The 22,566-nt window shown below is 68.7% G+C and carries 23 protein-coding genes, 3 tRNA genes and 1 pseudogene; 10 read left to right on the forward strand and 17 right to left on the reverse strand.

The annotated features are described in order from the left end of the window. Window positions 1-16 precede the first annotated feature (16 nt). Entirely contained in the window at window positions 17-1,582 is a 1,566-nt protein-coding gene (locus NGH83_RS08930; RefSeq protein WP_251855912.1) for an endo-1,4-beta-xylanase, read from the forward strand. Continuing rightward, entirely contained in the window at window positions 1,579-2,571 is a 993-nt protein-coding gene (locus tag NGH83_RS08935; RefSeq protein WP_251855913.1) for a zinc-binding dehydrogenase, read from the forward strand. The genes NGH83_RS08930 and NGH83_RS08935 overlap by 4 nt, the downstream gene beginning before the upstream one ends. On the opposite strand, the gene NGH83_RS08940 is transcribed toward NGH83_RS08935, so the two are convergent. Further along, window positions 2,470-3,510, reverse strand: coding sequence for a nucleoside hydrolase (locus tag NGH83_RS08940; protein ID WP_251855914.1), 1,041 nt, complete (start codon window positions 3,508-3,510; stop codon window positions 2,470-2,472). The two genes, NGH83_RS08935 and NGH83_RS08940, sit on opposite strands and share 102 nt — an antisense overlap. 388 nt (window positions 3,511-3,898) lie before the next feature. On the opposite strand from NGH83_RS08940, the gene NGH83_RS08945 reads away from it, so the two are divergent. Then, entirely contained in the window at window positions 3,899-4,594 is a 696-nt protein-coding gene (locus NGH83_RS08945; protein WP_251855915.1) for a hypothetical protein, read from the forward strand. Window positions 4,595-4,644: 50 nt separating this feature from the next. Here the strand turns inward: NGH83_RS08945 and NGH83_RS08950 are convergent, their stop codons facing one another. From NGH83_RS08950 to NGH83_RS15275, 4 genes are all read right to left on the reverse strand, one after another. Then, entirely contained in the window at window positions 4,645-5,865 is a 1,221-nt protein-coding gene (locus NGH83_RS08950; protein WP_251855916.1) for an acyltransferase, read from the reverse strand. A gap of 191 nt (window positions 5,866-6,056) precedes the next feature. Next, window positions 6,057-6,137 (reverse strand) — tRNA-OTHER (locus tag NGH83_RS08955). Between the two features lie 114 nt (window positions 6,138-6,251). Next, a complete protein-coding gene (locus NGH83_RS08960) occupies window positions 6,252-7,544 on the reverse strand; it encodes a serine/threonine-protein kinase (RefSeq protein WP_251855917.1) in 1,293 nt (430 codons plus the stop codon). A 135-nt stretch (window positions 7,545-7,679) separates the two neighbouring features. After that, window positions 7,680-7,811, reverse strand: a complete 132-nt coding sequence (locus NGH83_RS15275) for a hypothetical protein (RefSeq protein ID WP_256470096.1) — start codon at window positions 7,809-7,811, stop codon at window positions 7,680-7,682. 346 nt (window positions 7,812-8,157) lie between these two features. On the opposite strand from NGH83_RS15275, the gene NGH83_RS15340 reads away from it, so the two are divergent. Beyond that, on the forward strand, window positions 8,158-8,493 hold the full coding sequence (locus tag NGH83_RS15340; protein ID WP_371872796.1) for a tyrosine-type recombinase/integrase: 336 nt from the start codon (window positions 8,158-8,160) through the stop codon (window positions 8,491-8,493). Here the strand turns inward: NGH83_RS15340 and NGH83_RS08965 are convergent. From NGH83_RS08965 to NGH83_RS08975, 3 genes are all read right to left on the reverse strand, one after another. Further along, window positions 8,441-9,109, reverse strand: coding sequence for a hypothetical protein (locus tag NGH83_RS08965; protein ID WP_251855918.1), 669 nt, complete (start codon window positions 9,107-9,109; stop codon window positions 8,441-8,443). The genes NGH83_RS15340 and NGH83_RS08965 overlap by 53 nt on opposite strands. Window positions 9,110-9,286: 177 nt before the next feature. Further along, a tRNA-Ile gene (locus tag NGH83_RS08970) sits at window positions 9,287-9,363 on the reverse strand. Window positions 9,364-9,471: 108 nt separating this feature from the next. After that, window positions 9,472-11,007, reverse strand: a complete 1,536-nt coding sequence (locus tag NGH83_RS08975) for an MFS transporter (RefSeq protein ID WP_251855919.1) — start codon at window positions 11,005-11,007, stop codon at window positions 9,472-9,474. 80 nt (window positions 11,008-11,087) lie between these two features. Here NGH83_RS08975 and NGH83_RS08980 point away from each other — a divergent pair, with 80 nt between their 5' ends. After that, entirely contained in the window at window positions 11,088-11,663 is a 576-nt protein-coding gene (locus NGH83_RS08980; protein ID WP_251855920.1) for a TetR/AcrR family transcriptional regulator, read from the forward strand. A gap of 147 nt (window positions 11,664-11,810) precedes the next feature. Here NGH83_RS08980 and NGH83_RS08985 read toward each other — a convergent pair whose 3' ends face one another. Together NGH83_RS08985 and NGH83_RS08990 are read right to left on the reverse strand one after the other, a co-directional pair. After that, complete coding sequence (locus NGH83_RS08985) at window positions 11,811-13,127, reverse strand: glycosyltransferase (protein ID WP_251855921.1); 1,317 nt, start codon at window positions 13,125-13,127, stop codon at window positions 11,811-11,813. A gap of 141 nt (window positions 13,128-13,268) precedes the next feature. After that, entirely contained in the window at window positions 13,269-14,183 is a 915-nt protein-coding gene (locus NGH83_RS08990) for a DMT family transporter (protein ID WP_251855922.1), read from the reverse strand. Between the two features lie 46 nt (window positions 14,184-14,229). Between NGH83_RS08990 and def the strand changes: the two genes are divergently transcribed. After that, window positions 14,230-14,796, forward strand: coding sequence for a peptide deformylase (gene def / locus NGH83_RS08995; RefSeq protein ID WP_251855923.1), 567 nt, complete (start codon window positions 14,230-14,232; stop codon window positions 14,794-14,796). Between the two features lie 104 nt (window positions 14,797-14,900). On the opposite strand, the gene NGH83_RS09000 is transcribed toward def, so the two are convergent. The 3 genes from NGH83_RS09000 to NGH83_RS09010 are packed head-to-tail and all read right to left on the reverse strand — an operon-like array spanning window position 14,901 to window position 16,805. Beyond that, window positions 14,901-15,206, reverse strand: a complete 306-nt coding sequence (locus NGH83_RS09000; protein WP_251855924.1) for an AzlD domain-containing protein — start codon at window positions 15,204-15,206, stop codon at window positions 14,901-14,903. After that, on the reverse strand, window positions 15,203-15,907 hold the full coding sequence (locus NGH83_RS09005) for an AzlC family ABC transporter permease (protein WP_251855925.1): 705 nt from the start codon (window positions 15,905-15,907) through the stop codon (window positions 15,203-15,205). Before NGH83_RS09005 ends, NGH83_RS09000 begins: the two co-directional genes overlap by 4 nt. A gap of 7 nt (window positions 15,908-15,914) precedes the next feature. Then, window positions 15,915-16,805 carry a sensor histidine kinase gene (locus tag NGH83_RS09010; RefSeq protein WP_251855926.1) on the reverse strand — a complete coding sequence of 297 codons (891 nt, stop codon included), beginning with the start codon at window positions 16,803-16,805 and terminating at the stop codon, window positions 15,915-15,917. Window positions 16,806-16,916: 111 nt separating this feature from the next. On the opposite strand from NGH83_RS09010, the gene NGH83_RS09015 reads away from it, so the two are divergent. The 4 genes and pseudogenes from NGH83_RS09015 to NGH83_RS09030 all read left to right on the forward strand — a co-directional run bounded on the left by NGH83_RS09015 (window position 16,917) and on the right by NGH83_RS09030 (window position 19,341). Further along, window positions 16,917-17,255: a TraR/DksA C4-type zinc finger protein gene (locus NGH83_RS09015; protein WP_251855927.1), complete on the forward strand. Its 339-nt coding sequence runs from the start codon at window positions 16,917-16,919 to the stop codon at window positions 17,253-17,255. Between the two features lie 62 nt (window positions 17,256-17,317). Continuing rightward, window positions 17,318-17,821 (forward strand): annotated as a pseudogene (locus tag NGH83_RS09020) (LssY C-terminal domain-containing protein); the annotation flags it as partial. Window positions 17,822-17,868: 47 nt separating this feature from the next. Next, window positions 17,869-18,696, forward strand: a complete 828-nt coding sequence (locus tag NGH83_RS09025) for an LssY C-terminal domain-containing protein (RefSeq protein ID WP_251855928.1) — start codon at window positions 17,869-17,871, stop codon at window positions 18,694-18,696. An 87-nt stretch (window positions 18,697-18,783) separates the two neighbouring features. Then, on the forward strand, window positions 18,784-19,341 hold the full coding sequence (locus NGH83_RS09030) for a flavodoxin domain-containing protein (protein ID WP_251855929.1): 558 nt from the start codon (window positions 18,784-18,786) through the stop codon (window positions 19,339-19,341). Between the two features lie 58 nt (window positions 19,342-19,399). Here the strand turns inward: NGH83_RS09030 and NGH83_RS09035 are convergent. The 4 genes from NGH83_RS09035 to NGH83_RS09050 form a co-directional block, all read right to left on the reverse strand. Beyond that, window positions 19,400-19,472 (reverse strand) — tRNA-Asn (locus NGH83_RS09035). A gap of 77 nt (window positions 19,473-19,549) precedes the next feature. Further along, complete coding sequence (locus tag NGH83_RS09040) at window positions 19,550-20,587, reverse strand: beta-propeller fold lactonase family protein (RefSeq protein ID WP_251855930.1); 1,038 nt, start codon at window positions 20,585-20,587, stop codon at window positions 19,550-19,552. Window positions 20,588-20,602: 15 nt separating this feature from the next. Beyond that, window positions 20,603-21,604 carry a D-isomer specific 2-hydroxyacid dehydrogenase family protein gene (locus NGH83_RS09045; protein ID WP_251855931.1) on the reverse strand — a complete coding sequence of 334 codons (1,002 nt, stop codon included), beginning with the start codon at window positions 21,602-21,604 and terminating at the stop codon, window positions 20,603-20,605. 102 nt (window positions 21,605-21,706) lie between these two features. Then, window positions 21,707-22,552 (reverse strand): ATP-binding cassette domain-containing protein, encoded by an 846-nt coding sequence (locus tag NGH83_RS09050; RefSeq protein WP_251855932.1) that lies wholly within the window; start codon window positions 22,550-22,552, stop codon window positions 21,707-21,709. Window positions 22,553-22,566: the final 14 nt, after the last annotated feature.

Here is a 22,566-nt window from a genome sequence, read left to right on the forward strand (position 1 = left end):
AGAACGGAGATCATCGATGATGCAACGACGCCTCATCGCGGCAGGTCTGGTCGCAGTCACCACGATCGCGGTGGCCGGATGCTCGTCGGCGGCGCCGCCGATCTCGCCGGCCGACATGAGCGGTGAGCTGCGCCCCATCGTGGTCGCGGACGCTCCCGTGTCGCTCTCGAGCGACCAGGAGGAAACCGTCGTCTGGCCCATCTGGGGATCGGCATTCGTCCCCGACGAGGTGGTCACGATGACGGGGCGCTTCGAACCGGGCGGGGACGCTGCGAGCGGCGTCGTCGTCGCAGGGCCCGGTGAGCCCGAGGAACGGGTCGCCGTCGCGATCGTCGCATCCGACGGCGCGTGGACCGCGCGGGAGACCGCCGGAGAGGACGTGGTTCAGGAGAAGGCCGTCGCGGGCGATGTCGCGTCGCCGCTCACCGTGACCGTCACCCGCGAGCAGGTCATGGTGAACGCCGGCGACGAGGAGATCACCACGCTCGACCTCGCTGCTCCCCTCGGCGGAGCGGGCGAGGCCGTCGGCTTCTACGCCTACCTCGAGCCGGGTGCCACCCTCGACCTCGTCGAGCTCGACTCGTCGCAGCCGCTGCCCACCCACTCCGATCTCGGCACCCCGCTCCGCGAGCTGGCCGATGAACGCGATTTCGGGATCGGCACGGCGCTCGACATCTGGCCGCCGCTGCACGACATCGAGTTCGAGTCGCTGCTCGGTGAGCAGTTCAACGCCGCGACCCCCACCGAGTTCTATTGGGCTACGACCCGCGGCGAGGACGAGGACTTCTTCTTCGTCCCCGCAGACCTCAGTGTCAACTACGCGACCGTTCACGAACTCGACCTGACGGGGATGTTCCTCGTCTGGGACTTCGAGCTGCCCGAATGGGTGATGGAGATCGCCGAGTCGGGCGACGTCGACGAGCTCGGCGACGTCTACGACGAGCACATCAGCACCCTCGTCTCGCGCTACGCCGACCAGGTCGACACGTGGGTCGTCGTGAACGAGGCCATCTGGGGCCCGGCCGAGCTCGACGGAGGAGACCCGCAGTATGCCGACACGGTGTGGAACGACGTGCTCGGCGAGGAGCACATCGAGCGCGCCTTCCGCGCCGCCCGCACCGCCGACCCCGACGCCGAGCTGATGTACAACGAGACCGGTGCCGAGGAGCTCGGACCGAAATCCGACTTCCTCTACGCAATGGTGAAGGACTTCCTCGAGCGGGACGTGCCGATCGACACCGTGGGCCTGCAGTTCCACATCGAGTCGACCGACCCGCCCGACATGGAGAGCGTGCAGCAGAACCTGCAGCGCTTCGCCGACCTCGGCGTCGACGTCCGCATCACCGAGCTCGACGTCGTCATCGACGGCGACTCGGAGGACCGAGAGCAGTTGCAGGCCGACATCTACTCCGGCGTGCTGGACGCCTGCCTCGCGGTCGACGGCTGCACCGGGTACACGACCTTCGGGTTCAGCGACCGCTACTCGTGGGATGAGCTCGGCGAGGCGATGCCGCTCATGTTCACCGCGGACTACGAGCCGAAGCCCGCCTACTTCGCGCTGCAGGACGCGCTGCGAGGATGACCGACGGATATTCGTTCTCGTCGTCGAGCACTGCCACCCTCTCCCGCACATCCCCCAACGAAGGAACCTCCTTGCACTACCTGGTCGAGACCGGCCCGCACACCGTCGACATCGTCGAAGCGGAAGCGCCCCGATTGGATGACGGACACGTTCGAGTGACGGTCGCCCATGTGGGCGTCTGCCACTCCGACACTGCCCGGGTCGCCGCGGCCCGCGGACCGTTCCCGGCCCGCATCGGTCACGAGGTCTCCGGAATCGTCACCGAGTCGCGCAGCGACGACATCGAGGTCGGCGCTCGGGTCGTCGCCTACGTGGTCGACGGCTACGCGACCGAACTCGTCGTGCCCCGAAACCGGATCGTCCCCCTGCACCCCGACTGCGACCTCGTCGACGCCGCGCTCGCCGAGCCGCTCGCCTGTGTGATCGGCGGCGTCGAGATGCTCGACCTTGCCCACGTGCCACACGTGGTGCTCGTCGGTGCCGGGTTCATGGGACTGCTGACGCTTCGACTGCTCGTCGCCGGCGGACATCGAGTCATCGTGATCGAGCCGCGCGACGCCGGACGGGAGCGGGCGACGGAGTGGGGGGCCGAGGTCGTCCTGCATCCCGACGACGCGCGCGCCTATTTCCCGGATGGCGCTCCCGTCGTGATCGAGGCGACCGGTGCCGCAGCGGGTCTCGAGCTCGCGGGCGACCTGACCGAGCTGGAGGGGACCCTCGGCATCATGGGCTTCCACCAGTCCGGCGGCGGAGTGCGCACCGTGCCGATGGAGGGGTGGAACTACAAGGCGCTGCGAGTGCTCAACCTGCATCACCGCGACCCCGAGAACGTCATGCGCTGGATCGATCGCGCTCAGCGTCTCAGTGCCCACGGCGTCGTGCGCCCGTCACTGCTGGTGGACGGCCGGGTCACCTTCGACCAGCTGCCGGCCGTCTTCGCCGACCCGCGCGAGTACGGCGCATTCAAGACCGTCCTCGACGTCGACTGATCGCCGTCCCCTCGAACTCCGTGTCGCAGGGCTCGGGCTCCGGTCGCGTCTGCGGGCGGACGCCTCGCACGCCGTCCGGATGCGCGCGACGATCTCGCGTGAGACCGCGTCGACGTCGAAATCGGTGACGATGTGGTGCGGCCCGGCCGGGTCGGGCTCGAAGCGGGTGACGCCGGCGCCCTCTCCCCCGCGCACCACAGTGATGGTGCCGCGCTCGAATCCGAACAGCTCGGGCGAGGCGAGCATCACGACGGCGACCGGATCGTGCGGGGTGTTCCACTCCTGCTCCGCGAACGACCAGTAGCGGCGCACCTCACCGTCGAGTAGCGACCCCAGCGGGCCAGCGAGACCGTCGAGTTCGGCCTCGGTGAAGCGGACGCGCTCGGTCTGCTCGATCCCGACCGTGACGAGCGGGATCGCGGACCGGAAGACGACGTCGGCGGCGTCGACGTCGGAGCGGATGTTGTGCTCCGTGCGACCGTCGAACGCACCGCCCATCATGACGATCCGGGCGATGCGGCACTCGGGGGTTTCGATCGCGGCGGCGATGTTCGTGAGCGGGCCGATGGGAACGACGGATGCGCTCGCGGCGAGGTCGAGCACCGCGTCGCGGTCGGCGTCGTAGGCCTGCGCGGCCAGGTCGACGATCGTCGACCCTTCGTGGCCGGGCCACCACACCTCGCGTCCCGATCGAGTGTCGGAGAGCCCGGCGACGATCAGTGGCGCGGGCCGTCCGGCCTCGGCGAACATCTTCGCGACGATCCGCGCCCGGAGCGCCGTGTCTCCGTATACGGTGGCGACCGTCTTGAGGTCGAGCTCGGGGGATCCGAGGATCACGGCGAGAGCGAGTAGGTCGTCGACATCGCTGCCGATATCCGTGTCCAACGCCACCTCGAGCGGCGCATCTGCCGTGCCGGCGGTCAAGGGCTGACGCATCATCGCGTTCATCTCCGGTCGGCTCGCGCACTCGCTGCGGCTGGGCTGCCGCCTGCACCAGCCTAGGGTGCGGCGGGCACTTCGTCGCCGCCGAGCATGGCGCGACGGCTGATCGGGCGGGAGAGGAAGTCTGCCGGTGAGCTCACGCGTTCCCGTCTGTTCGCCGCTGAATCGAGGAGTCGGCGCTCGGTCTCACGTTCTGGTAGCTCCGTGTGCCGCTGCGTTCCACTATCGCATCCAGCGTCCGTCGGGTCAGGCGACTTCCAGCTGATCCTCAGACCCGAGGAAACCTCCTCCGAAGAACGAGACCTGCGTCCCAGCCATCGAGCGGCCCGCAGGGTCCGGGCGTGGCCGCCGCGTCGCAACCGCGTCGACTGCCAGAATTCGTTGCATGCGACTCCGATCGACCGCATTCATCGCGGTGCCCCTGCTCACCGCGCTCGCCATCGCCGGATGCACCGCGACACCTCAGCCTGCGCCGACGACGGCCGGGCCGCAACGAACGACCACTCCGACTCCGACCGTCACAGCGACGCCTACCGCCGCGGCCCAGCCCACGGTGGATGGTCTCGTCGTTCGGCCGGAAGTACTGGAGTTCCGCAGCAGCGGATCCGTGGTCGAGACATTCGACTACATGACCGATCCTGGGCAGGTGGTCGCCGCGCTCACCGCCCTATTCGGCCGCCCGCCAGTCGACGAGCCGATCGCCGGTAACTCGCACTTCCCGCCGGGTGTCACTCACGCGTGGGGGAACGTCCTGATCGAGGAGGGAGTGCGCACCGATCGATGGGTCGACATCCCTTACACGCTCGCAAACCCGAGGTTCCGCGTCCGATTCATCGGGCCGGCGGAGGGGTCGGTGTGGCTCAGCTCCGTCGACGGGCAGCAGGCGGGTGACTCTTGGCAGCTGATCAGTGACGACCCGGACAGCGCCGCCTTCGCCTGTCAGGGTTCGCCCGTCGAGCTCTCCGCAAGCTCCGGCATGGAGGGTTACGGCCGGACCGCGGTGATCGCGAGAGAGTCCGACGACTGGACGACAGTCTTATGGATCGGCGCTCCCGACCTGGAAACCACCGGTTGCGCCTGACCGTCGGCCGAGACCCGCGAGACCGTTCGTCGTAGGGCGGATGGGACTCCTCAGGACCCGTCTCCAGGACGATCCGGGGTCTCGGCGGCGCCTTCGGGCGACGTGCGCCTCTGATCTGCGGCGCCGAGCGGCGGCGCGGAGGACTGCGCCGAAAGCCGTCGTGCGGATGCATTCCGCCTCCTGCCGTCGGGCCAAAGCCTCAGCGGCCGGCTTGCGGCCAAATCCTCCACCCAGCCGATAGCGAGGATCACGAGACCGAGCAGAACCCAGACAGCGGCGAATTGAAGCCACTGACTCTCGATGAGCCACGGCATCCCTTCGGCGAGGAACGGCACCTGCCACAAGAGGTCGATCAGGGGAACGACCGCCACCAGGAGGGGGATATGCCAGAGGTAGACGGTGATCGCTCGGTTGTTGATGAGAGTGATGAATCCGTCGAAGGGACGCAGGAATCCCGGCAGCGCAGACCACGACGGCGAGATCCGCAGCAGCAGCGCCACGAATCCGAACGACCACAGCGCCTGTGCGAGCGGAATCTGGCCGAGATCCCAGCCCGCATCACCGGAGTGCCCTGCCGCCCAGCCGAGACCCACGGCCATGATCGCGAGCGCGACGAGAACAGTGGGGACTCTGCGCAGTGAGTGCAGGACGCCTCGCTGGTAGGCGAAGCCGAGCATCCAGCACGCACCGAAGGTGGCGAAGTCGTAGACGACCGACGCAACCGGCCCCTGGATGGGGATGAGGCCGAACTCGAGTGCGGCGATGAGGGCGAGCGGGGCCGCGAGAGCGACGAACGGCAGCCGTTTGAACGCCGCGAGCATGAGGGGCGAGAGCAGGACGAACCAGAAGTAGGCACGGATGTACCAGAGGTGGATCACTGCGATCTCGCCCCACGCGAGCGGCGAGTCGAGCTCAACGACCGGGAACGGAGGGTCGCCGATCGGCAGGAACCACAGCGTGAGCTGAAGCCACCAGCCGCCCACGTCGCCGGCGTCCGGGCGCCACCCTTGTAGGACGAGCACCCCCACGACGACTGCGCTGTACAGCCAGAGGGGCAGCAGCAGACGCTTCATCCTGCTCTTGAAGACCTGCCCGGTCGGCCGATCGAGTGAGCGCGCCATCAGCGCTCCCGCGAGGGCGAACATGACGCCGATCGAGGGGAAGATCACCGACAGCCAGACGGCCTGATAGAAGGTGTGGAAGGCGACGACGCGGACCAGCGCGATGGCGCGCAGCAGATCGAGGTACCGGTCCCGTCCAGGAACGAGCACGTTCCGGCCGCTGAGTGGGCCGTCGACGTGTGGCCGCCCCCTGGTCACCGCAGGCCGCCGTCATCCCTCGGAGGAGCACTCGGTGCTCTCGTGGAAGCTGGCTTCGGCGCCATAAGCGATGCTAGCAATCGCCGTCGCGCACCCCTAGTGCCAGTCGGCACGGAGTCGACGCCGGCACGGTGCGAACCTTTGTGGGCGGACGGGACTTGAACCCGTGACCGATGAATATGAGAGCGGCTCGGAGGGGTTCCCGAGCTGACCGGCACCGCCCATCTATGACCCGTACTGGCCCGTGAGTGCACGGATCTAGAGGGTCAATCTGGGTCACTACGGGTCGACGCGGATCGATCGGATCAGATGCAGTTGGAGTGGTTCTTCGAGGGGGTTCAGGCCGCGAGCGCCTCTGCGATGATCGGTGGCAGCGAGCGAGTACTCAGGGCGGGGCGCAGGAAGTCCTTCACCGCAGAGTTGTCGTGCAGTATGTTCGTCACGACCACAACGTAGACGCTCTGGTCCAGGACCTCCGCGACGAGATCGGCGAAGATCTCGCGCACCCGGTAGCGGTTATGACGATGGGCCAGCAGGATCATGCTCTTCAAGATCACGGTGTGCACTTCGAGGTCTTCGGTCGCATGGAAGGCCCTGAGAAGGAAGCGGCCGATCGTGTCGGTGAAGTCGAAGTCGAAGTGCCGATCGGTGTAGCGGTCCACCGACTTGAGGATGTGCTTGAACGCAGTCGGTTCGACCCGAGCCAGCTCCGAGGTGGCATCCTCCGAAGCCGTCATGAGGAGGTTGTACAGCTCGACATCGTCGGAGTGCTGCATCAGGATTCGTGCCAGTGCCGAGTAGTCGGTCGACTTGGCGACGCCCTTCGTCATCGCCCGCAGCAACTTCTTCGCGCGGGCGCTGGGCGCCTGCAAACGCTCGATGTCAGCGGCGACCAGCTTGAACTGCCGGGAGAACTCCATCACCGTGGCGTGACGCCGGTTCCGGTCGTTATCGGTGGCAACGAGGATGAGGTGCCGGTACTTCTCAGGCACCAAGTTGACGTCTCTCTTGAAGAACCACACCTGCCCGCACAGCAGCTCGAAGAGGATGCATCCGAGCGAGTACACGTCAGCTCGCGCGTCGGCGTCGTGCGCGTCTGCGAGTTGCTCCGGCGACGAGTAGGCAAAGGTCCCGACCCCGACGTTCGCCACCGTGATCGTGGTGCTGTCGCTGAGCAGCCGACGCCCCAGGCCGAAGTCCGAGAGCTTCGGCTCGCCCGCGAACATCAAGATGTTCTCCGGCTTGAGGTCGCGGTGCAGGACACCTTCCCGGTGCGCGTAGATGACGGCGTCCAGCACCTTCTGGAAAGTGACGATCACCTGGTGGTCGAAGAGACCGCCGGGATTTCCGAGCAGCACCTGCCGCAGCGATCCGTCTGCGAGCGGCATCACATAGGACGGGAACTCCGCTTCGAGGTCAACGTCGAGGATCTCGACGATGCCAGTGTGGTTCAGCTGCCGCTGACAAGCGATCTCGCGCTCGAACCGCTTCAGCTCAGCCCCGGTGTTTGTGATCGCGTTCGGCAGCTTCAGAAACTTGATCGCGACAGGCGTGCCGTCCTCGTCCGCTCCCCGCCAGATCTCCCCTTGGCCGCCACTGTTAGTGATCTGCTCGATGCGTTGTACTTCCATCTGACCCTCCCCGTCAGTCGCGCCCCCACGTGGCCGCCAGTGTCCTCCAAAGTGCGGACACGGAGTCGGCACAGCGGCGGCGTGTCGCACAGCGGCAGGAGTGCGGCCCGCCGGAACAGGCCGCACCCCGTCCCGCTACTTCTTGCGGGACTCCGAGACGGTCGTCTTCGGGCTCGCCTTGGCCTGCTTCGAGGTCACGTAACGGCCCGAGATCGCGCTGCGGTGGCTCTTGCCACTGCCGCCCTTCGAGGAGGACTTACCGGTCACTGTCGTAATGGAACGGCTTCACCGCTCGAAAGTTGTTACGTACCTCTGGGGGCACGACCACTTCGGGCGGCTAGGGTTGGTGTGTTCCCGCCAAGGACACTGGACCCCGGAAGCCGCTGACCCCGTTTGATGGAAGAAGCGTCTGCTCTTCCGGGGTCTTCCTTTTCCCGGGAGCAACACTACATATGCGCGCCGCTATTGCCGCCGACCACTACATGATGTGGTCGGCGTGTCGCATCCTTCGAGGCCTTCTGTGGAGGGAACCAGCTCCAGGATCAGGGGTTTAACGCTTCGGGGACAAGTTTGTCCACAGGGGTCAGTATCTGTGGAGGGTGTTTCGGGCGGCGTGTCGGGCGGTTCACGACCGCCTCACGGCGCTCGCCCACTTGACTACGAGAGCTCCTACCGGAACCGGTTCCGCCCCGCAGCCGCCGCGATCGGGCAACCCGAGCTTCGGTTCCACGACCTGCGGCACACCGCAGCGAGCCTGTTCGCGGCGTCGGGGATGAAGCTCGAATGCGTCGCGCAGGTTATCGGCCACGCAGACACCAGCACCACCTACAAGGTGTACCTGCACTTCTTCCAGGACGACTTCGACGCCGACATGGACCGCCTCGATACCTACCTGACTAACCGGATTGAGGCAACGGGGGAAGTTCAGGCCCTTTGCCACCGGGGATAGGGGCGTCGTCGGGCTCGTAGTTCTCGGCTGCCTCCATCTCTCGTTCCTCCCATCGGAGATACTCCGTGCGTGCCGTCTCTAGCGAGACCATCAGCTCGAGCCGGTTCGAGGTGTGGGGTACGCGCCGGATGTAGGCACCCACCACCTCAACTCCTTCGGCGGTCAGATGACCCGTTATATTGCGAAGCCGCATATTGATCGTCGGGTGCGTCGGGTACATGTCCTCCTTCGCAAAGTCGGACGCGCTGTCAAGAAGTTGGACTATCCGCTGTACAGCAATGCGAGCGTCGTCGTCTGCGAGTAAGCGCGATTTGACGTCGAGGTCGAGACTCATGTCTTCAGTCCACATCTGTCGCCAAACCGGCACCCACGAGGCGCCGCTCAAGATGTCGCTGATCGACGGCTGCGCGGCCTGTATCGAGCGCTGCAGTGCGGTGAAGTCTTTGAACAGCTCAGTCGCCGACTCCAGTGAATCGCTTACGGCAAGACCGCGTTGCTCGCGTTCCCACCGACCGAGCGCCGACTTCTCTTCGGCGCTGAACTGCTCTGTTTGCATCTTTCGCTGGGCCTCCGCTTGGCGGGCTTGTCCGAGCAGGGTGAACACGCCACCGACCACAGCACCGACCTATGCGGCCAAGCCGGTCCTGATCCAGTCCCAGACGGTCGAGTCGCCGGTCCATGCCCAGAAGAGATCCAAGTCCACGACCCGAACGGTAGCAGCAGCTCGGAGGGGGCTTGGAGTGGTTAAGCCGCTGCACCCTCGGCGCTGAGAGCCCTACTTCCAGTGATTACTTGGTAGGGCGGACGGGACTTGAACCCGTGACCGATGGATTATGAGTCCACTGCTCTAACCAGCTGAGCTACCGCCCCGTGCCGCTTCCAATGCGTCAGTCGCGACGAGGAAACCATACCCGGCGGCGACCCGCGGCTCGGCTCAGCGCACCGGGCAGCGACTGAGGCGCAGCGTAAGGACCTCGGTCAGTGGTCCACTGCGACTCGGTCGCGGCCGGCCGGGATGACGCGCCACGCCACGACCGCAGCGATGGCGGTGAGCACCGCGGCGATGATGGCGGCGATCTGCATGCCGGACGTGAATGCCTCCTGCGCCTGGGCGAGCACGGCCTCCGCCGCCGCTCCCCCGCCCGCGAGGAACCGGTCGGCCGACGCCAGCGATTCACTCACGCGGGCGGAAGCGTCGGCGTCGAAGTCCGACGGCAGGTTCAAGCCTGCACGGTAGGTCGCAGTCTGGATCGACCCGAGCACCGCGATGCCCAGGGCGACACCGAGTTCGTAGCCGGTCTCCGAGATCGCGGAGGCCGCTCCCGCCCGCTGCGGCGGCACCGCGGACATGACGGCGTCGGTGGAGACCGTCATCGCGACCCCGCTGCCAAACCCGATCACGACCAGCGCGGCGATCAGCCAGACCAACCCGGGCATCGCTTCGCCCACCGCGAGCAGGCCCATGCCGAGAGCAGCCACGGCGAGGCCCGCGGCGATGGTTGGCCCGCGTCCGAGGCGCGACACGAGCATCCCGACGATCGCGATGACCAGCAGCGAGGCGATGGTGGCGGGCAGCTCGGTGAGGCCGGCCTGCAGTGGGCTCAGCCCGCGCACGAGCTGGAGGTACTGCGAGAAGAAGAAGAGCATCCCGATGAACGCGAAGATCGCCATCGTGTTCGCCACGACCGCGCCACTGAAGGCCGGATTCGAGAAGAGACGGATGTCGATCAGCGGCTCCGCGAGGCGACGCTGACGGCGGACGAAGAACACACCGCTCGCCACACCGACCACGAGTGCGACGACGGCGGCGACGGTGACGCCGTCGGACGCGACGGTCTTGATGGCGTAGACCACGGGCACGATCGCCAGCATCGACAGCGCCGCACTGAAGAGGTCGATGCGAGGGCGTGCCGGATTCTTCGACTCGGGGATCACGAGCCCGCCTGCGATCAGCAGGACCACAACGACCGGGACGTTGATGAGGAAGACGGATCCCCACCAGAAGTGCTCGAGCAGCGCCCCGCCGACGAGCGGGCCGACCGCGGCCCCGCCGGTCGCGCCGGCCGACCAGACGGCGATCGCTCTCGTCCGCTGCCGCGAGTCCGAGAACAGGTTGCGGATGATCGACAGCGTCGACGGCATGAGCGTCGCCCCGCTGACACCGAGCAGCACGCGAGCGGCGATGAGCAGTTCAGGTGTCGGGGCGAAGGCGGCGATCACTGAGGCGATGCCGAAGCCCGCGGCCCCGATGAGCAGGAGACGCTTGCGGCCGAAGCGGTCGGCGACGTTGCCCATCGTCACGAGCAGACCGGCGAGGGCGAACGAATAGATGTCGCCGATCCAGAGGATCTGCGTCGCCGTGGGATCGAGGGCCGCGGTCAGCGAAGGCACGGCGAGGGCGAGCACCGTGCCGTCGATCGCCAGAAGCACGACCGCGAGGGTCACGACGGCGAGGGCGGTCCACTCACGGGCACCCGCGAGGGAAGGGATTTCGGTGCGGGAGGTCGATGTCACCCGATCAGCTTACCGACCAGTTGGTCGGTATTACCGACCGGGTCGTTTGATTTCTCGGTTGATGCGCAGAGAATGGGGAGGTGAGCACTGACGATCGCCCCTCTCGCAACACCGAGCGCACACGACGCGCGATCCTCGACTCGGCCCGCGCTGTGCTGCGCCGAAGCGGCACCGGGGCGGCGATCGGCGAGATCGCGAACGAGGCGCAGGTGTCGAAGAGTGGACTACTGCATCACTTCCCGTCGCGCGAGGTGCTCCTCATCGCGGTGGTCGAAGACACCCTCGACCGACTGCACCGGCTGGCGCGCGACCACATCGACCTGGCCGAGAACCACCCCGGCAAGGCGCTCCGCGGATACATCCGCGCCGTCTTCTCCGACAACGACGACGTGCGCGACGTCTTCCACTACAGCGAATTCTGGAGTGTGCTGAAGATCGAGGGCATGGACGACCTCCTCCGCGCGGACGCGGAACGCTGGGATCGGTTCTTCGCCGAAGACGGTCTGCATCCCGACCGTGTGCTCATCGTGCGCAGCGCGGCCGAGGGGTTCGCGGGCGCGGTGAGCTGGGATCCGACCATCGACGACGAGTTGCTCGCGCACGGGCGTGGACTGCTGCTGGCTCTCACCGAGCAGGGCGGGCCGCTACTCCCCTAGCCCGGGTGCCCGCCGGTCGTGTGCACGGATCAGGAGTTTGCACCCGAAACCGGGCAACTCGCACACGGATCAGGACCAATCCGGCCACTTCTCCTGATCGGCGCATGAACTCCTGATCCGTGCACCCACCAGTAGCGGGGTCGGACCTCAGGCGTGGTCGGACTCGAGGGCCTCGCGGGCGCGGCGGCGCAGCGAGCGGAACTGCTCGCGCAGCTTCGCCGACAGCGGCGGCACCTCGGTGACCGGGTCGTCGATCTGCTCCCCGCGGTAGAGCTGCTCGAACACGTCGAGGGTCGTCTCGATGTCGTGCGGCTCGATGAGTCGCAGCGACGCGTTCTTCATCACGTTGAGCTCGTCCTCGGGCAGACGCAGCACCTGCTCGAGCCGGTCGGCGAGCGCCTGCACATCGTCGGGCGGGAACAGATAGCCGTTCTCGCCGTCGTGCACGAGATGCGGCAGCGCCATCGCGTCGGCGGCGACCACCGGCAGGGCGGAGGCCATCGCCTCCATCGTCGCGATGCTCTGCAGCTCCGCGATGGAGGGCATCGCGAATACCGTCGCCTGGGTGAGGGTGCGGCGCAGCTTCGCGTCGCTCACCCGGCCGTGGAAGATCACGCGATCGGCGACCCCGAGCTTCTCGGCGAGGGCCTGCAGGTTCTTCAGCTGGTCGCCGCCGCCGATGATGTCGAGCTTAGTGTCGAGATCGGCCGGAAGCATGGAGACCGCCTCGATCAGCTTGTCGATCTGCTTCTCGCCGGTGACGCGTCCGGTGAACACGATGCGGTTCTCGGTGCGCGGCTCGAAGTTCGGCGTGTAGTCGGAGGCGCGGATGCCGCACGAGATCGCGTTGACCCCGGTGAGTCCCGTCATCTGCTCGAGGTAGAGCGCGGCCTTGCGGGTCGGGGTGGTGACGGCCGCCGACTTGCGCAGCACCCGCTCCGCGTCCTTCCAGGTGAGCTTGATGGCGAGCGGCCAGATGAAGCGGGGCAGGATGCCGGTGTGCTCGATCAGGTTCTCGGGCATGAAGTGGTTGGTCGCCACGAGACGGACGCCGGCGTTCTGCGCCTCGGTCGAGGCGCCGCGGCCCGCCATGATGTGCGACTGGATGTGCACGACGTCGGGCTTCACGAGGTCGAGTGTGCGCCGGGCGTTCGCGCGCAGCCGCCACGGGTACGGGAAGCGCAGCCAGTCGTGCCAGGGCCAGCGCATGCTGAGGTCGCGGTGCACCGTGAAGCGGGCACCCCCGTGCTCTTCCTTCTTCACCGTGCGACGGTTGTTGTGCGACTGCGCCATGACGTGCACGTCGTGTCCGCGCTCCGACAGGCCGGCGGCGAGGCGGACAGCGAAGTTCGCCGCGCCGTTCACGTCGGGGGCGAAGGTGTCGCAGACGATCAGGACGGTGAGCTTCGTGGGCTCCTGCGTCTCGTTCGTCGGATCGAGTGGGGCGTCGATGGTCTTCCTCACAATGCGTACTCGACGCTCGTCGCGGCTCTGCTGAGCGGCCCGCGCGTCACGCGGTATCGGGGGGGGGCGATCCCCTCCACGGTAGCCCATGGCCCCCATCCGGCGACCCGCCGGGCCGCGTGGCGGGAAAAGCGGCGTCGATCAGCGCTTGATCTGCGGATGGTGGCGTGCGAGATCGAAGACGCCGAACACGGCGATCGCGCCGGCGACGATGAATGCGGGAACCGCCCACCACGGCGCTTGCGACGCCTCGCCGAGCACGATGATGCCGATCCCGACGGCGACCATCGGATCGACGACGGTGAGGCCCGCGATCACGAGGTCGGGCGGGCCCGACGAGTACGCGGTCTGAACAAAGTAGGCCCCGAGTCCTGCCGCGAGTAGCAGTGCGGCGAGGCAGGTGAGGGTCAGCCACTCGAAGTCGCCCTGGATGACCCGGTTGATGACGACCTTCGCGAGGGTCGCGACGAAGCCGTAGAGCACGCCGGCGCCGATGATGTAGAAGATCGCCCGGAACCGGTGCCGGAAGAATCCGAACGCGAGGGCGAAGGCGACGAGTACGACGCCCAGCACGATGAGGATCGTGATGAGGTGCCCGTCGGTGATGGTCTGCTCGATGGCGGTGAGCGCCGCGATCGTGACGAACAGGGCGACGCCGCCGACGCAGAGCGCAATCGCCCGAACCGTGCGTCGATTGAGGCGCGTGTGCGTCACGCGGGCGTTGAGGATCGCGGTGATCACGAGCGCGATCGCGCCGAGCGGCTGCACGACGATGAGCGGCGCGAAACCGAGACTCGTCAGTTGCAAGACGATGGCGAGTCCCAGCATCAGGGTGCCGAACACCCACGACGGACGCTGGATCAGCGCGAGGATCTGCGCGACCGACAGGCCGCCGAGGGTCTCGCCCTTCTTCGCCTCCATCTTCGCGACGCCGCGATGCTGGAACTGGGCGCCGAGGCTGAGGAAGACGGCGCCGACGAGGGCGATCGGGATGCCGATCCACTGCGTCGACTGACGGATGATCTGCTCGGAGATGTCGTTCAGGTCCGGCGTCACGCCCTCGACCTTATTACAGGCGGTCTTTCGCTAGGGTTAGGCCGCTATGGCGATCCTTCCCATCCGCATCACCGGTGACCCGGTGCTGCACGAACCCGCACGTCCCGTCACCGTCTTCGACGACGAGCTGCGCACCCTCGTCTCCGACATGTACGAGACGATGCTCGCCGCTCCGGGCGTCGGCCTCGCCGCCCCTCAGGTGGGCGTGCCGTTGCGGCTGTTCGTCTACAACTATCCCGACGACGACGGCACCGAGCGGCGCGGCGTCGCCATCAACCCCGAGCTGTGGCTCTCGCCGACGCCCACGCACGAAGCCGACGAGGACTCCGAGGCCGAGGGCTGCCTCTCCGTGCCGGGCGAGCGCTTCCCGCTGGTGCGCGCCGACAGGGCCATCCTGCGCGCCGTGGACCTCGATCAGAACCCGTTCGAGATCGAGGCCGAGGGCTGGTTCGCCCGCATCTTCCAACACGAGTACGACCACCTCGACGGCGTGCTCTACGTCGACCGCCTCGACTTCCTCTACGCCCGCCGCGCCGCGAAGGTCATCCGGAAAGCGGGGTGGGGCATCGACGGCAACTTCTGGACCCCGGGCATCGACGACCTCGAAGGCTGACCCATCTTCACCGCCTCACCCCTGCGAGCGCGGTGTGTTGCTCCCAGCGCTGGTGTTTAGACACCCGCGCTCGGAGCAACACACCGCGCTCGCGGGGGTAGAGGTCAGGTGAGAAGGCGGATCAGGGCTGCGACCGCCGCTGCCGCCAGGACGACCAGCACGAATGGGACTCGCAGGGCGAAGAGGATGGCGGCGACGCCGAGCGCCGGGATGCGGGCGTCCGCCTCGATCGCCTGACCCGAGCCGAGCGTCTGGACGGCGATGAGCGCTGCGAGCAGAGCCACGGTCAGCAGCTCCGCCGTCCGCGCCGTCGCCGGCTTCGCGAGCACCGATGCCGGCACCAGATAGCCGAGCAGCTTGAGGGCGAGGCAGGCGATGGACGCCAGCAGCACGATCTGCCACAGGGTCACGCCGCACTCCCCTCGCTCGTCGACCGTCGGCCGAACCAGTTCGTCAGCCCGACGACGATCGCGGTTACCGCGGCGACGAGCACGGGCAGCCCGGGCGGCAGCCACGGCGTGAGCACCGTCGCGACCACCGCGGCACCGATGGCGACGACGACCGGCTGCAGGCGCTTCAGCCTCGGCCAGAGCAGCCCGAGGAAGGCGGCCCCGGCGGCGGCGTCGAGCCCCCATGCGCGCACGTCGCCGAGCGCATCACCGAGCAGTGCGCCGATCAACGTCGTCAGGTTCCAGCCGAGGAAGACGGCGAGCCCGGTGACCCAGAAGCCCCGCCGACGACTCCGCGGCGTCGGCTGCGCGCTCGCCACCGCCGTCGACTCGTCGATCGTGAGCCAGGCCGCGGCGACCTGCTTCCAGAATCCACCGCCGACGATAGGCTTCGTGCGGATGCCGTACAGCGCGTTTCGCGCCCCGAGCAGCGCGGCGCCCGCGATGGCCGATCCCCCGGCCGCCGCCCCGCCGCTCGCGATGACGCCGACGAGCGCGAACTGCGACCCGCCGGTGAACATCAGCAGGCTGAGGACGCAGGTCTGCCAGACGTCGAGTCCGGCGGCGACGGAGAGCGCGCCGAACGAGATCCCGTACGCCGCGGTCGCGACTCCGACGGCGATGCCCGCTCGTGTGGCCGCCCGCACCGCGGGGTCGGCCACGGCAGGCTCAGCGGGATCCACCGCGGGTGAGGTCGACGCCGTGCACGCCGTTGTGGTGCTTGAGCGCGGGGAACACCGCGGCGACCGAGAACCCGACCCCCGCCGTCTGGGATGCACTGAAGACGCCGCCGAACAGTTCGGTGCGTTCGCGCATCTCCTCGATGCCGGGGCCGACGATCTCCTGCGTCAACGTGCGCAGGTCGTCCTCGACCGTGTACCCGGTCGACGTGTTCGGGTCGAGGCCGCGGCGCGCAGCAGCGTTGCGGAAGCCGTCGTCGTCGACCCGCACCTGGAGGCCCTGCGCCGTCCAGGTGAAGCCGACCCGAGCGGTCGTGCCGTCGCCGCCGTACTTGAGCGCGTTGGTGAGGGCTTCCTGGAGAATGCGGTAGACGGCGAGCTCCGCCGCGGGAGCGAGGTCGTAGGGTGCGCCGCTCTCCTCGAAGACGACGGACAGGCCGGCGTCGCGCATCAGCTTGAACAGGTCGCGGGTCGAGCGCAGCGTGGGCTGCGGCAGCATGTCGGCCTCGCTGTCGCGCACCAGGGTGCTGACCCGACGCATGTCGGCGAGCATCGCCCGGGCAGTCTCGCCCATGCCGATCGCACCGCGCACCGCCGCCTGCGGGTTGCGCTCCCCCGCCAGGCGGGCTCCTTCGGCGTCGGAGACGAGCGACGACACCCGGTGCAGGGTGAGATCGTGCAGCTCGCGGATGATGCGGAGCCGCCCGCCCTGCTCGGCCACGAGCATCTCGAGGTCGATCCGCTCGCGCGCCGATGCGTTGAGGTCGGCGAGCATCGTGCGGTACCGGCGACGCAGCAGCAGCCAGAGCACGAAGAAGACGACGGCCACCACGGCCAGCACGGGCACGAGGATCAGCCCGAGAGTGACGAGATCGACCATGCGGGCAGTCTATTTCCGCCGGTCCGCCGGAGCCCGGAGCCACTCGGCGCTGTCGGACCTCGGGCGCAGAATGTGTGTTGCACGGCACGCGTGCCCGGAAGGAGCCGACGGATGGATGCGACCGCCGCCCGCGACGCGCTGACCCGCGCGCGCTCCGAAACCCGGGAGTTGCTTCGCAGTCTGGGAGCCGAGATCGACGGCATCGTCGACGCCCGCCGCGATTCGAACAACGACGACGAGCACGACCCCGAGGGCACCACGCTCGCCTACGAGCGTTCACAGGCCGACGCCCTGCGGGTCGGCGCGCTCGCGCGTCTCGACGAGATCGGCGGGGCGCTGGATCGGCTGAGCGCCGGCGACTACGGCCGCTGCGAGGTGTGCGGCGCGGCCATCGCCGAGGGTCGCCTCGCCGCGCGCCCGTGGGCCTCCCGCTGCATCACCCACGCCTGACCGGAGTGCAGCGGGCCACCGTGTCGAGCGGCGCGCGCCGCCTTGCCGATAGCGTCTGACGCATGGCGAGAACGGGCAGGGCGCCGACGCCGCGGGCGCCGAAGCGATACCGGGTGAGCCGCACGCTCGACAGCGCCTTCTTCGTGTTCGCCGGAGCGGCCGCCGTGTGGCTCGCCTATCTCGTGCTCCGTCAGGGCTTCGACTCGGGCTGGAGCCAGGTGTGGTTCTACGTGCTGTTCTGGCTCGTGCTCGCTTACGTCGCGCTCCCCCGTCTGCACCGCATCCTCACCGACATCTACGTGCCCGACTACTTCATCGGCCGCACCCGCACGAGCGACGGCCTGCTGGGCGACCCGGTGAACGTCGCGCTCCTCGGCTCCGAGGAGCAGGTGCACCAGGCCATGCTCGCGGCGGGCTGGACGCGGGCCGACGACGTGTCGCTGCGCAGCGGATGGCGGATCGTCGCGTCGACCCTGCTGCATCGAAGCTACGACCGGGCGCCCGTCAGCCCGCTGCTGCTGTTCGGCCGCAATCAGGACTTCGCCTACCAACAGGAGGTGCGCGGCAACCCGTCGCGGCGCCACCACGTCCGCTTCTGGCGCTGCCCCGACGGGTGGCGCCTCCCCGGCGGGGGGCCCGTGCCGAGTGGCTCGCGGCCGGCACCTACGACCGCTCGGTGGGCTTCTCGCTCTTCACCCTGCAGATCACCCACAAGATCGCGCCGGACACCGACGCCGAACGCGACCACATCCTCAGCACGCTCACCTCGAGCGCCCCCGCCGTCTCGGTCACCATGCTCGAGGACTTCGCGACCGGCTACCACGCGCGCAACGGCGGCGGCGACGCCATCGAGACCGACGGCGACCTGCCGGTCGTCGACCTCCGCGCGGTCACCGTGGACGCCACCGCGGTGAACGAGACGGCCGTCCCCGTCCCAGCCCCGAAGCGGCGGCGGGCGGGTGCGCCCGAGAAGCGCGTCCTTCGCCCCTCCCCCACCGTCTTCGGCGCCGTCGTCGTGATGCTGCGTGCCGTCACCCCTCTCGTCGTCTACGTGGGGGCGGTGCTCGGCTGGTCGGGCCTCGGCGACGTGCTGCTCATCGACGACAACGCGCGGTCGCTGAGCGACTCGGAGATCGAGGCCGAATCCACCCTCTACCTCGCGGTCGCGATCGTCTTCCTCGTCTACCAGGGCGGCTTGGGGCTGCTCGTGCTGTTCGGCAGTGACATCGCCCGCATCGTCGTGATGCTCGGCGCGGTGGGCAGCATCGCCGTGTCGGCCGTCGCGCATTTCCAGGACGGCCAGGAGATCTCACTGGCGACGAACCTGGTGTCGCTGTCGCTCGACATCCTGATCCTCACCGCGCTGTCGAGCTCGCGGGCCCGCGACTTCGCCCACCGTCGGCGCGCTCCTCAGGCGCACCCCACCCTCACCGCAACCTGAAAAAGGGGGCGAAGTCCCCTTTCTCGACGCCGGACTTCCGAGCACCGTGCTTGCTGAGCGCATCGCTCGCGGAAGAAGGGACGGGTCATGGCCGTCAACGCTCTCGTGCTCTACGAGTCGTGGTTCGGCAACACTCGCCGCATCGCCGAGGAGGTCACGGCGGGACTCGTCGACGAGGACGTCGCCGCGCTCGCCATGGCGGTCGACGACTGCGCCGCCACGGACCTGCGTGAAGTCGGGCTGGTCGTCGTCGGGGCTCCCACCCACACGCACGGTCTGCCGACGCCCCGCAGCCGAGCGGAGGCGCGACGATGGTCGCAATCTCCCGCCAACCGCGTCGATCTCGAGGCCGACACCTCGCGGCCGGGAGTGCGTGAGTGGCTCGACCGCGTGCCCGACCTCGTGCACCCGCGATTCGCGGCGTTCGAGACGCGCGCCGACCTGGCACCCCTCTTCGGCGCGTCGTCTGCACGGCGCATCGCGCGGTCGCTGATCTCGCACGGGTGGGAGCAACTGACTCCGCCCGCGAGCTTCATCATGCCGTCGCACGGTCTGACTCTCGCGGACGGCGGCGAGGAGGAGGCCCGTTCATGGGGCAGCCGGCTCGGCCTCGCGTTCCGGCTCGAGCTCGACGCAGTGCACTGACGGAACGTGGCGCGGCGGCAAAGGAAAAAGCCCAGAGAGTGGAGTCTCTGGGCTTTCGCTCCCCGACTTGGACTCGAACCAAGAACCTGCCGGTTAACAGCCGGCTGCTCTGCCAATTGAGCTATCGAGGAATGCTGGAACAGCGACGACTAGCTTAGCGCACTGCGAGGGCCTCCGTTGTCCATCGATGCGCACAGGGCCGATCGACTCATGCGGGCAGCAGGAAAGTCGGCGCCGCGACGGGCACGGGCGCGCCGATCAAGGCCGCCCCGTCGGTCAACGGATCGAGCCGCAGACTGACCACGGTGTTGCTGCGCTCGCCCGCCACGTGCACGATGTCCACCTCGAGCAGATGGTGACGCGGCCACTCGACCGCGGCGTCGAAGGTGCCGACCGGATGCGGGGACGCGTCGTCGAGGTCGGCGGCGAGAACCGCGATCCGGTTGCTGCCGCGCAGCCCAGCGAACGCCCGGGTCCCGTCGGCCGAGACGCTCAGCGCGGCGGCCTGATCGGCGGCCACATCCCCGAGCTGGGCGTGCGGGGCCAGCGGTACCGTCTCGCCGAGACGGAACCCGCGTGCGATCGGGACGAGCACCGTGACGGTCTTCCCGTGCTCCCCCAGCACCCACACCGCACCGGACGGATGCCGGATGAGGTCGCGCGGTCCCGTTCCGGCGGGAAGCCGCAGGGAGTCGACGCGGTCGAGCATCCCGTCGGAGCGGACCTCGTGCACGTGGACGTCGTCGCTGCCGAGGTCGGCGCTCAGCACGAGGCCGTCGACCCGCAGAGTCGAGTGCGCGTGCGGGCCGTCCTGCTCGGCGTGCGGGCCGGATCCCGTTCCCGCCAGGGTCTGGACGGGTTCGCCGATTCGGCCGTCGTCATCGACAGGGTGGACGACGACACCGCCGTCGCCGTAGCAGGACACGTCGAGGAACGCACCCGCCCTGCTCTCACGGAAGCCGAGGTGGCACGGGTAGTCGCCGTTCGTCGCCACCCAGCCGATCGGCTCGAGCCGATGCTCGCTCGTGCGTCGGAACGACTGGACGCCGCGGCCGCCTTCGTCGACCGCGTAGACGATGTCGCGGCGACGCGGGTCGCGCAGCAGATACGACGGGTCCGGAGCCTCCACCGCGGTGCCGACGACCTCGAGGCCGCCGTCGGCGAGCCGCGTCATCGCGGTGATCCCGGCGGAGGGCGTCTCGCTGAGCGTGGTGTACGCCCCCACCCAGACCGTGCGCTCGGTCACCTGGAGGGCCCCACGTCAGTAGCCGCCCTTGGGGTCGACGACTCCGACGAAATCGCCGTGGTTCACGTAGGCGTCGACGTTGAGCCTGATGCGCTCGGCGAGCAGCGGCGTGATCATGTCGGGGGTGTCCGCCGAGTGCGGGGTGATGATGGCGCGCGGCTCGTCCCAGAGCGGGTGGCCGTCGGGAAGCGGTTCGGGGTCGGTGACGTCGACGCCCGCGCCGTAGAGCGCCCCCGATCGCAGCGCGTCGAGCAGCGCGTCGGTGTCTACAAGGGCTCCGCGGGCGATGTTGACGAGTACGGCAGTCGGCTTCAGCATGGCCAGGCGTTCGGCGCCGATCAGCCGCTTCGTCTCGGCGGTGGAGGCGGCGGCGAGCACGACGACATCCGCGGCGGGCAGGACCTCGTCGAGGCGGTCGGCGGTGACCGTGCGGTACGCACCGGCCACCGGGCTCTCGGACTTGCGCACGACCGTGACCCGCACGTCGAAGGGCTCCATGAGTCGGATCAACTCGATGGCGATGCCGCCTGCCCCGACCACGACGACCTCGCGTCCGTAGAGCGACTCGCCCGCCTTGCCGCCCCACGAGCCGGCGCGGGCTCGCACGCCGAGCTCCCGCAGCGTCGCGAGGACGAGGGCGAAGGCGTGCTCGGCGACCGGCTGCGCGTACGCGCCCTTCGCGCTCGTCCAGACCAGGTCATCCCGGTCGTGGTCGCGCAGCGCCTCGGCGAACGCGTCGACGCCCGCCCACGGAAGCTGCACCCACTGGATCTGCGGGTTCGCCTCGAGCGCGGTGAGCAGCCCCGCGGGGTCGCTGTTCGAGAGCCAGACGATCGCCCGGGTGGAGTCGTCGAGAGCCGCCAGCCGGCCGCCCGCGCCCTCGATGGCGTCACGGTAGACCTGCTTCGCCCCCGCTTCCGGCAGCAGCGCGATCGATCCGACCTCGGGCCTGCGCTCGGGCTGGCGTGCGGCGTCGGCGCCTTGGACGGCCGTGTGGGTGAACCGTGACTCGGTCATCGAACTCCTCGTCGAGTGGGGCTGCGCACCTCGTCGGCAGGCGCAACGGAACAGCTCGTCCCATTCTGTCGCGCACCGGTCCGGCGCGCATCGGCGACGAGGTCAGATGCCGGCGGCGGGCGGCAGGTGGATCGGGCCCGTGGTCACCTCGTACTCGTGCGCGAGACCGCGCAGGTACGGGTGCTGAGGATCGGTGAGCACCTCTTCGAGGCGTCCGAGGCCGATCAGCTGCCCCTTTTGCAGCACGGCGATCCGATCGGTCACCCGCGAGGTGATCGCCGCGTCGTGGCTGATGATGATCGCCGAGAACTCGCGGTCGCTCTGGAGCTCGAGGAGCGTGTCGAGCACGGGACCGCGCACGGTGACGTCGACCCCGCCGGTCGGCTCGTCGGCGATCCACACGGTCGGTTCGAGGATGAGCGAGCGCGCGATCGCGACCCGCTGGCGCTGACCACCCGACAGCTCGTGGGGGTAGACGTTCATGAGCCCGAGCGGCAGCTGCACCGCGTCGATGAGCTCGGCGACGAGACGTCCGAGCTCGCGCCGGTCGAAGCGGCGGTCGCGTTCGAGCACCGGCGAGGCCACGTTCTCGGCGACGGTCGAGCCGGGCACGAGCGAGCGCCCGGCGTTCTGCGGCAGGTAGCCGACCTCGAGCTGCAGCCGGGCGCGTTCCCGCGGTCGGAGGCGCCGGAGGTCGTGCCCGAGCACGTGCATCCCGCCGCCGACGATCTCGGTGGCGCCCTCCCCCGCACCCTTGCCGACGTAGCCGGCGAGGGTCTTCGCGAGGGTGCTCTTGCCCGAGCCGGTCTCGCCGACGAGGCCGACGAGCTCGCCCGGGGCGACGGTGAACGACACGCCCTCGACGGCGCGAAAGCGTCCGTTACCCCGCGCGGGCGGGTACTCGATCGTCACGTCGTCGATCACGACGGGGTTGCGGTTCAGCGACACGATCTCATCTTCTC

The organism is Herbiconiux sp. L3-i23 (assembly GCF_023734115.1).
Classification (GTDB): domain Bacteria; phylum Actinomycetota; class Actinomycetes; order Actinomycetales; family Microbacteriaceae; genus Naasia.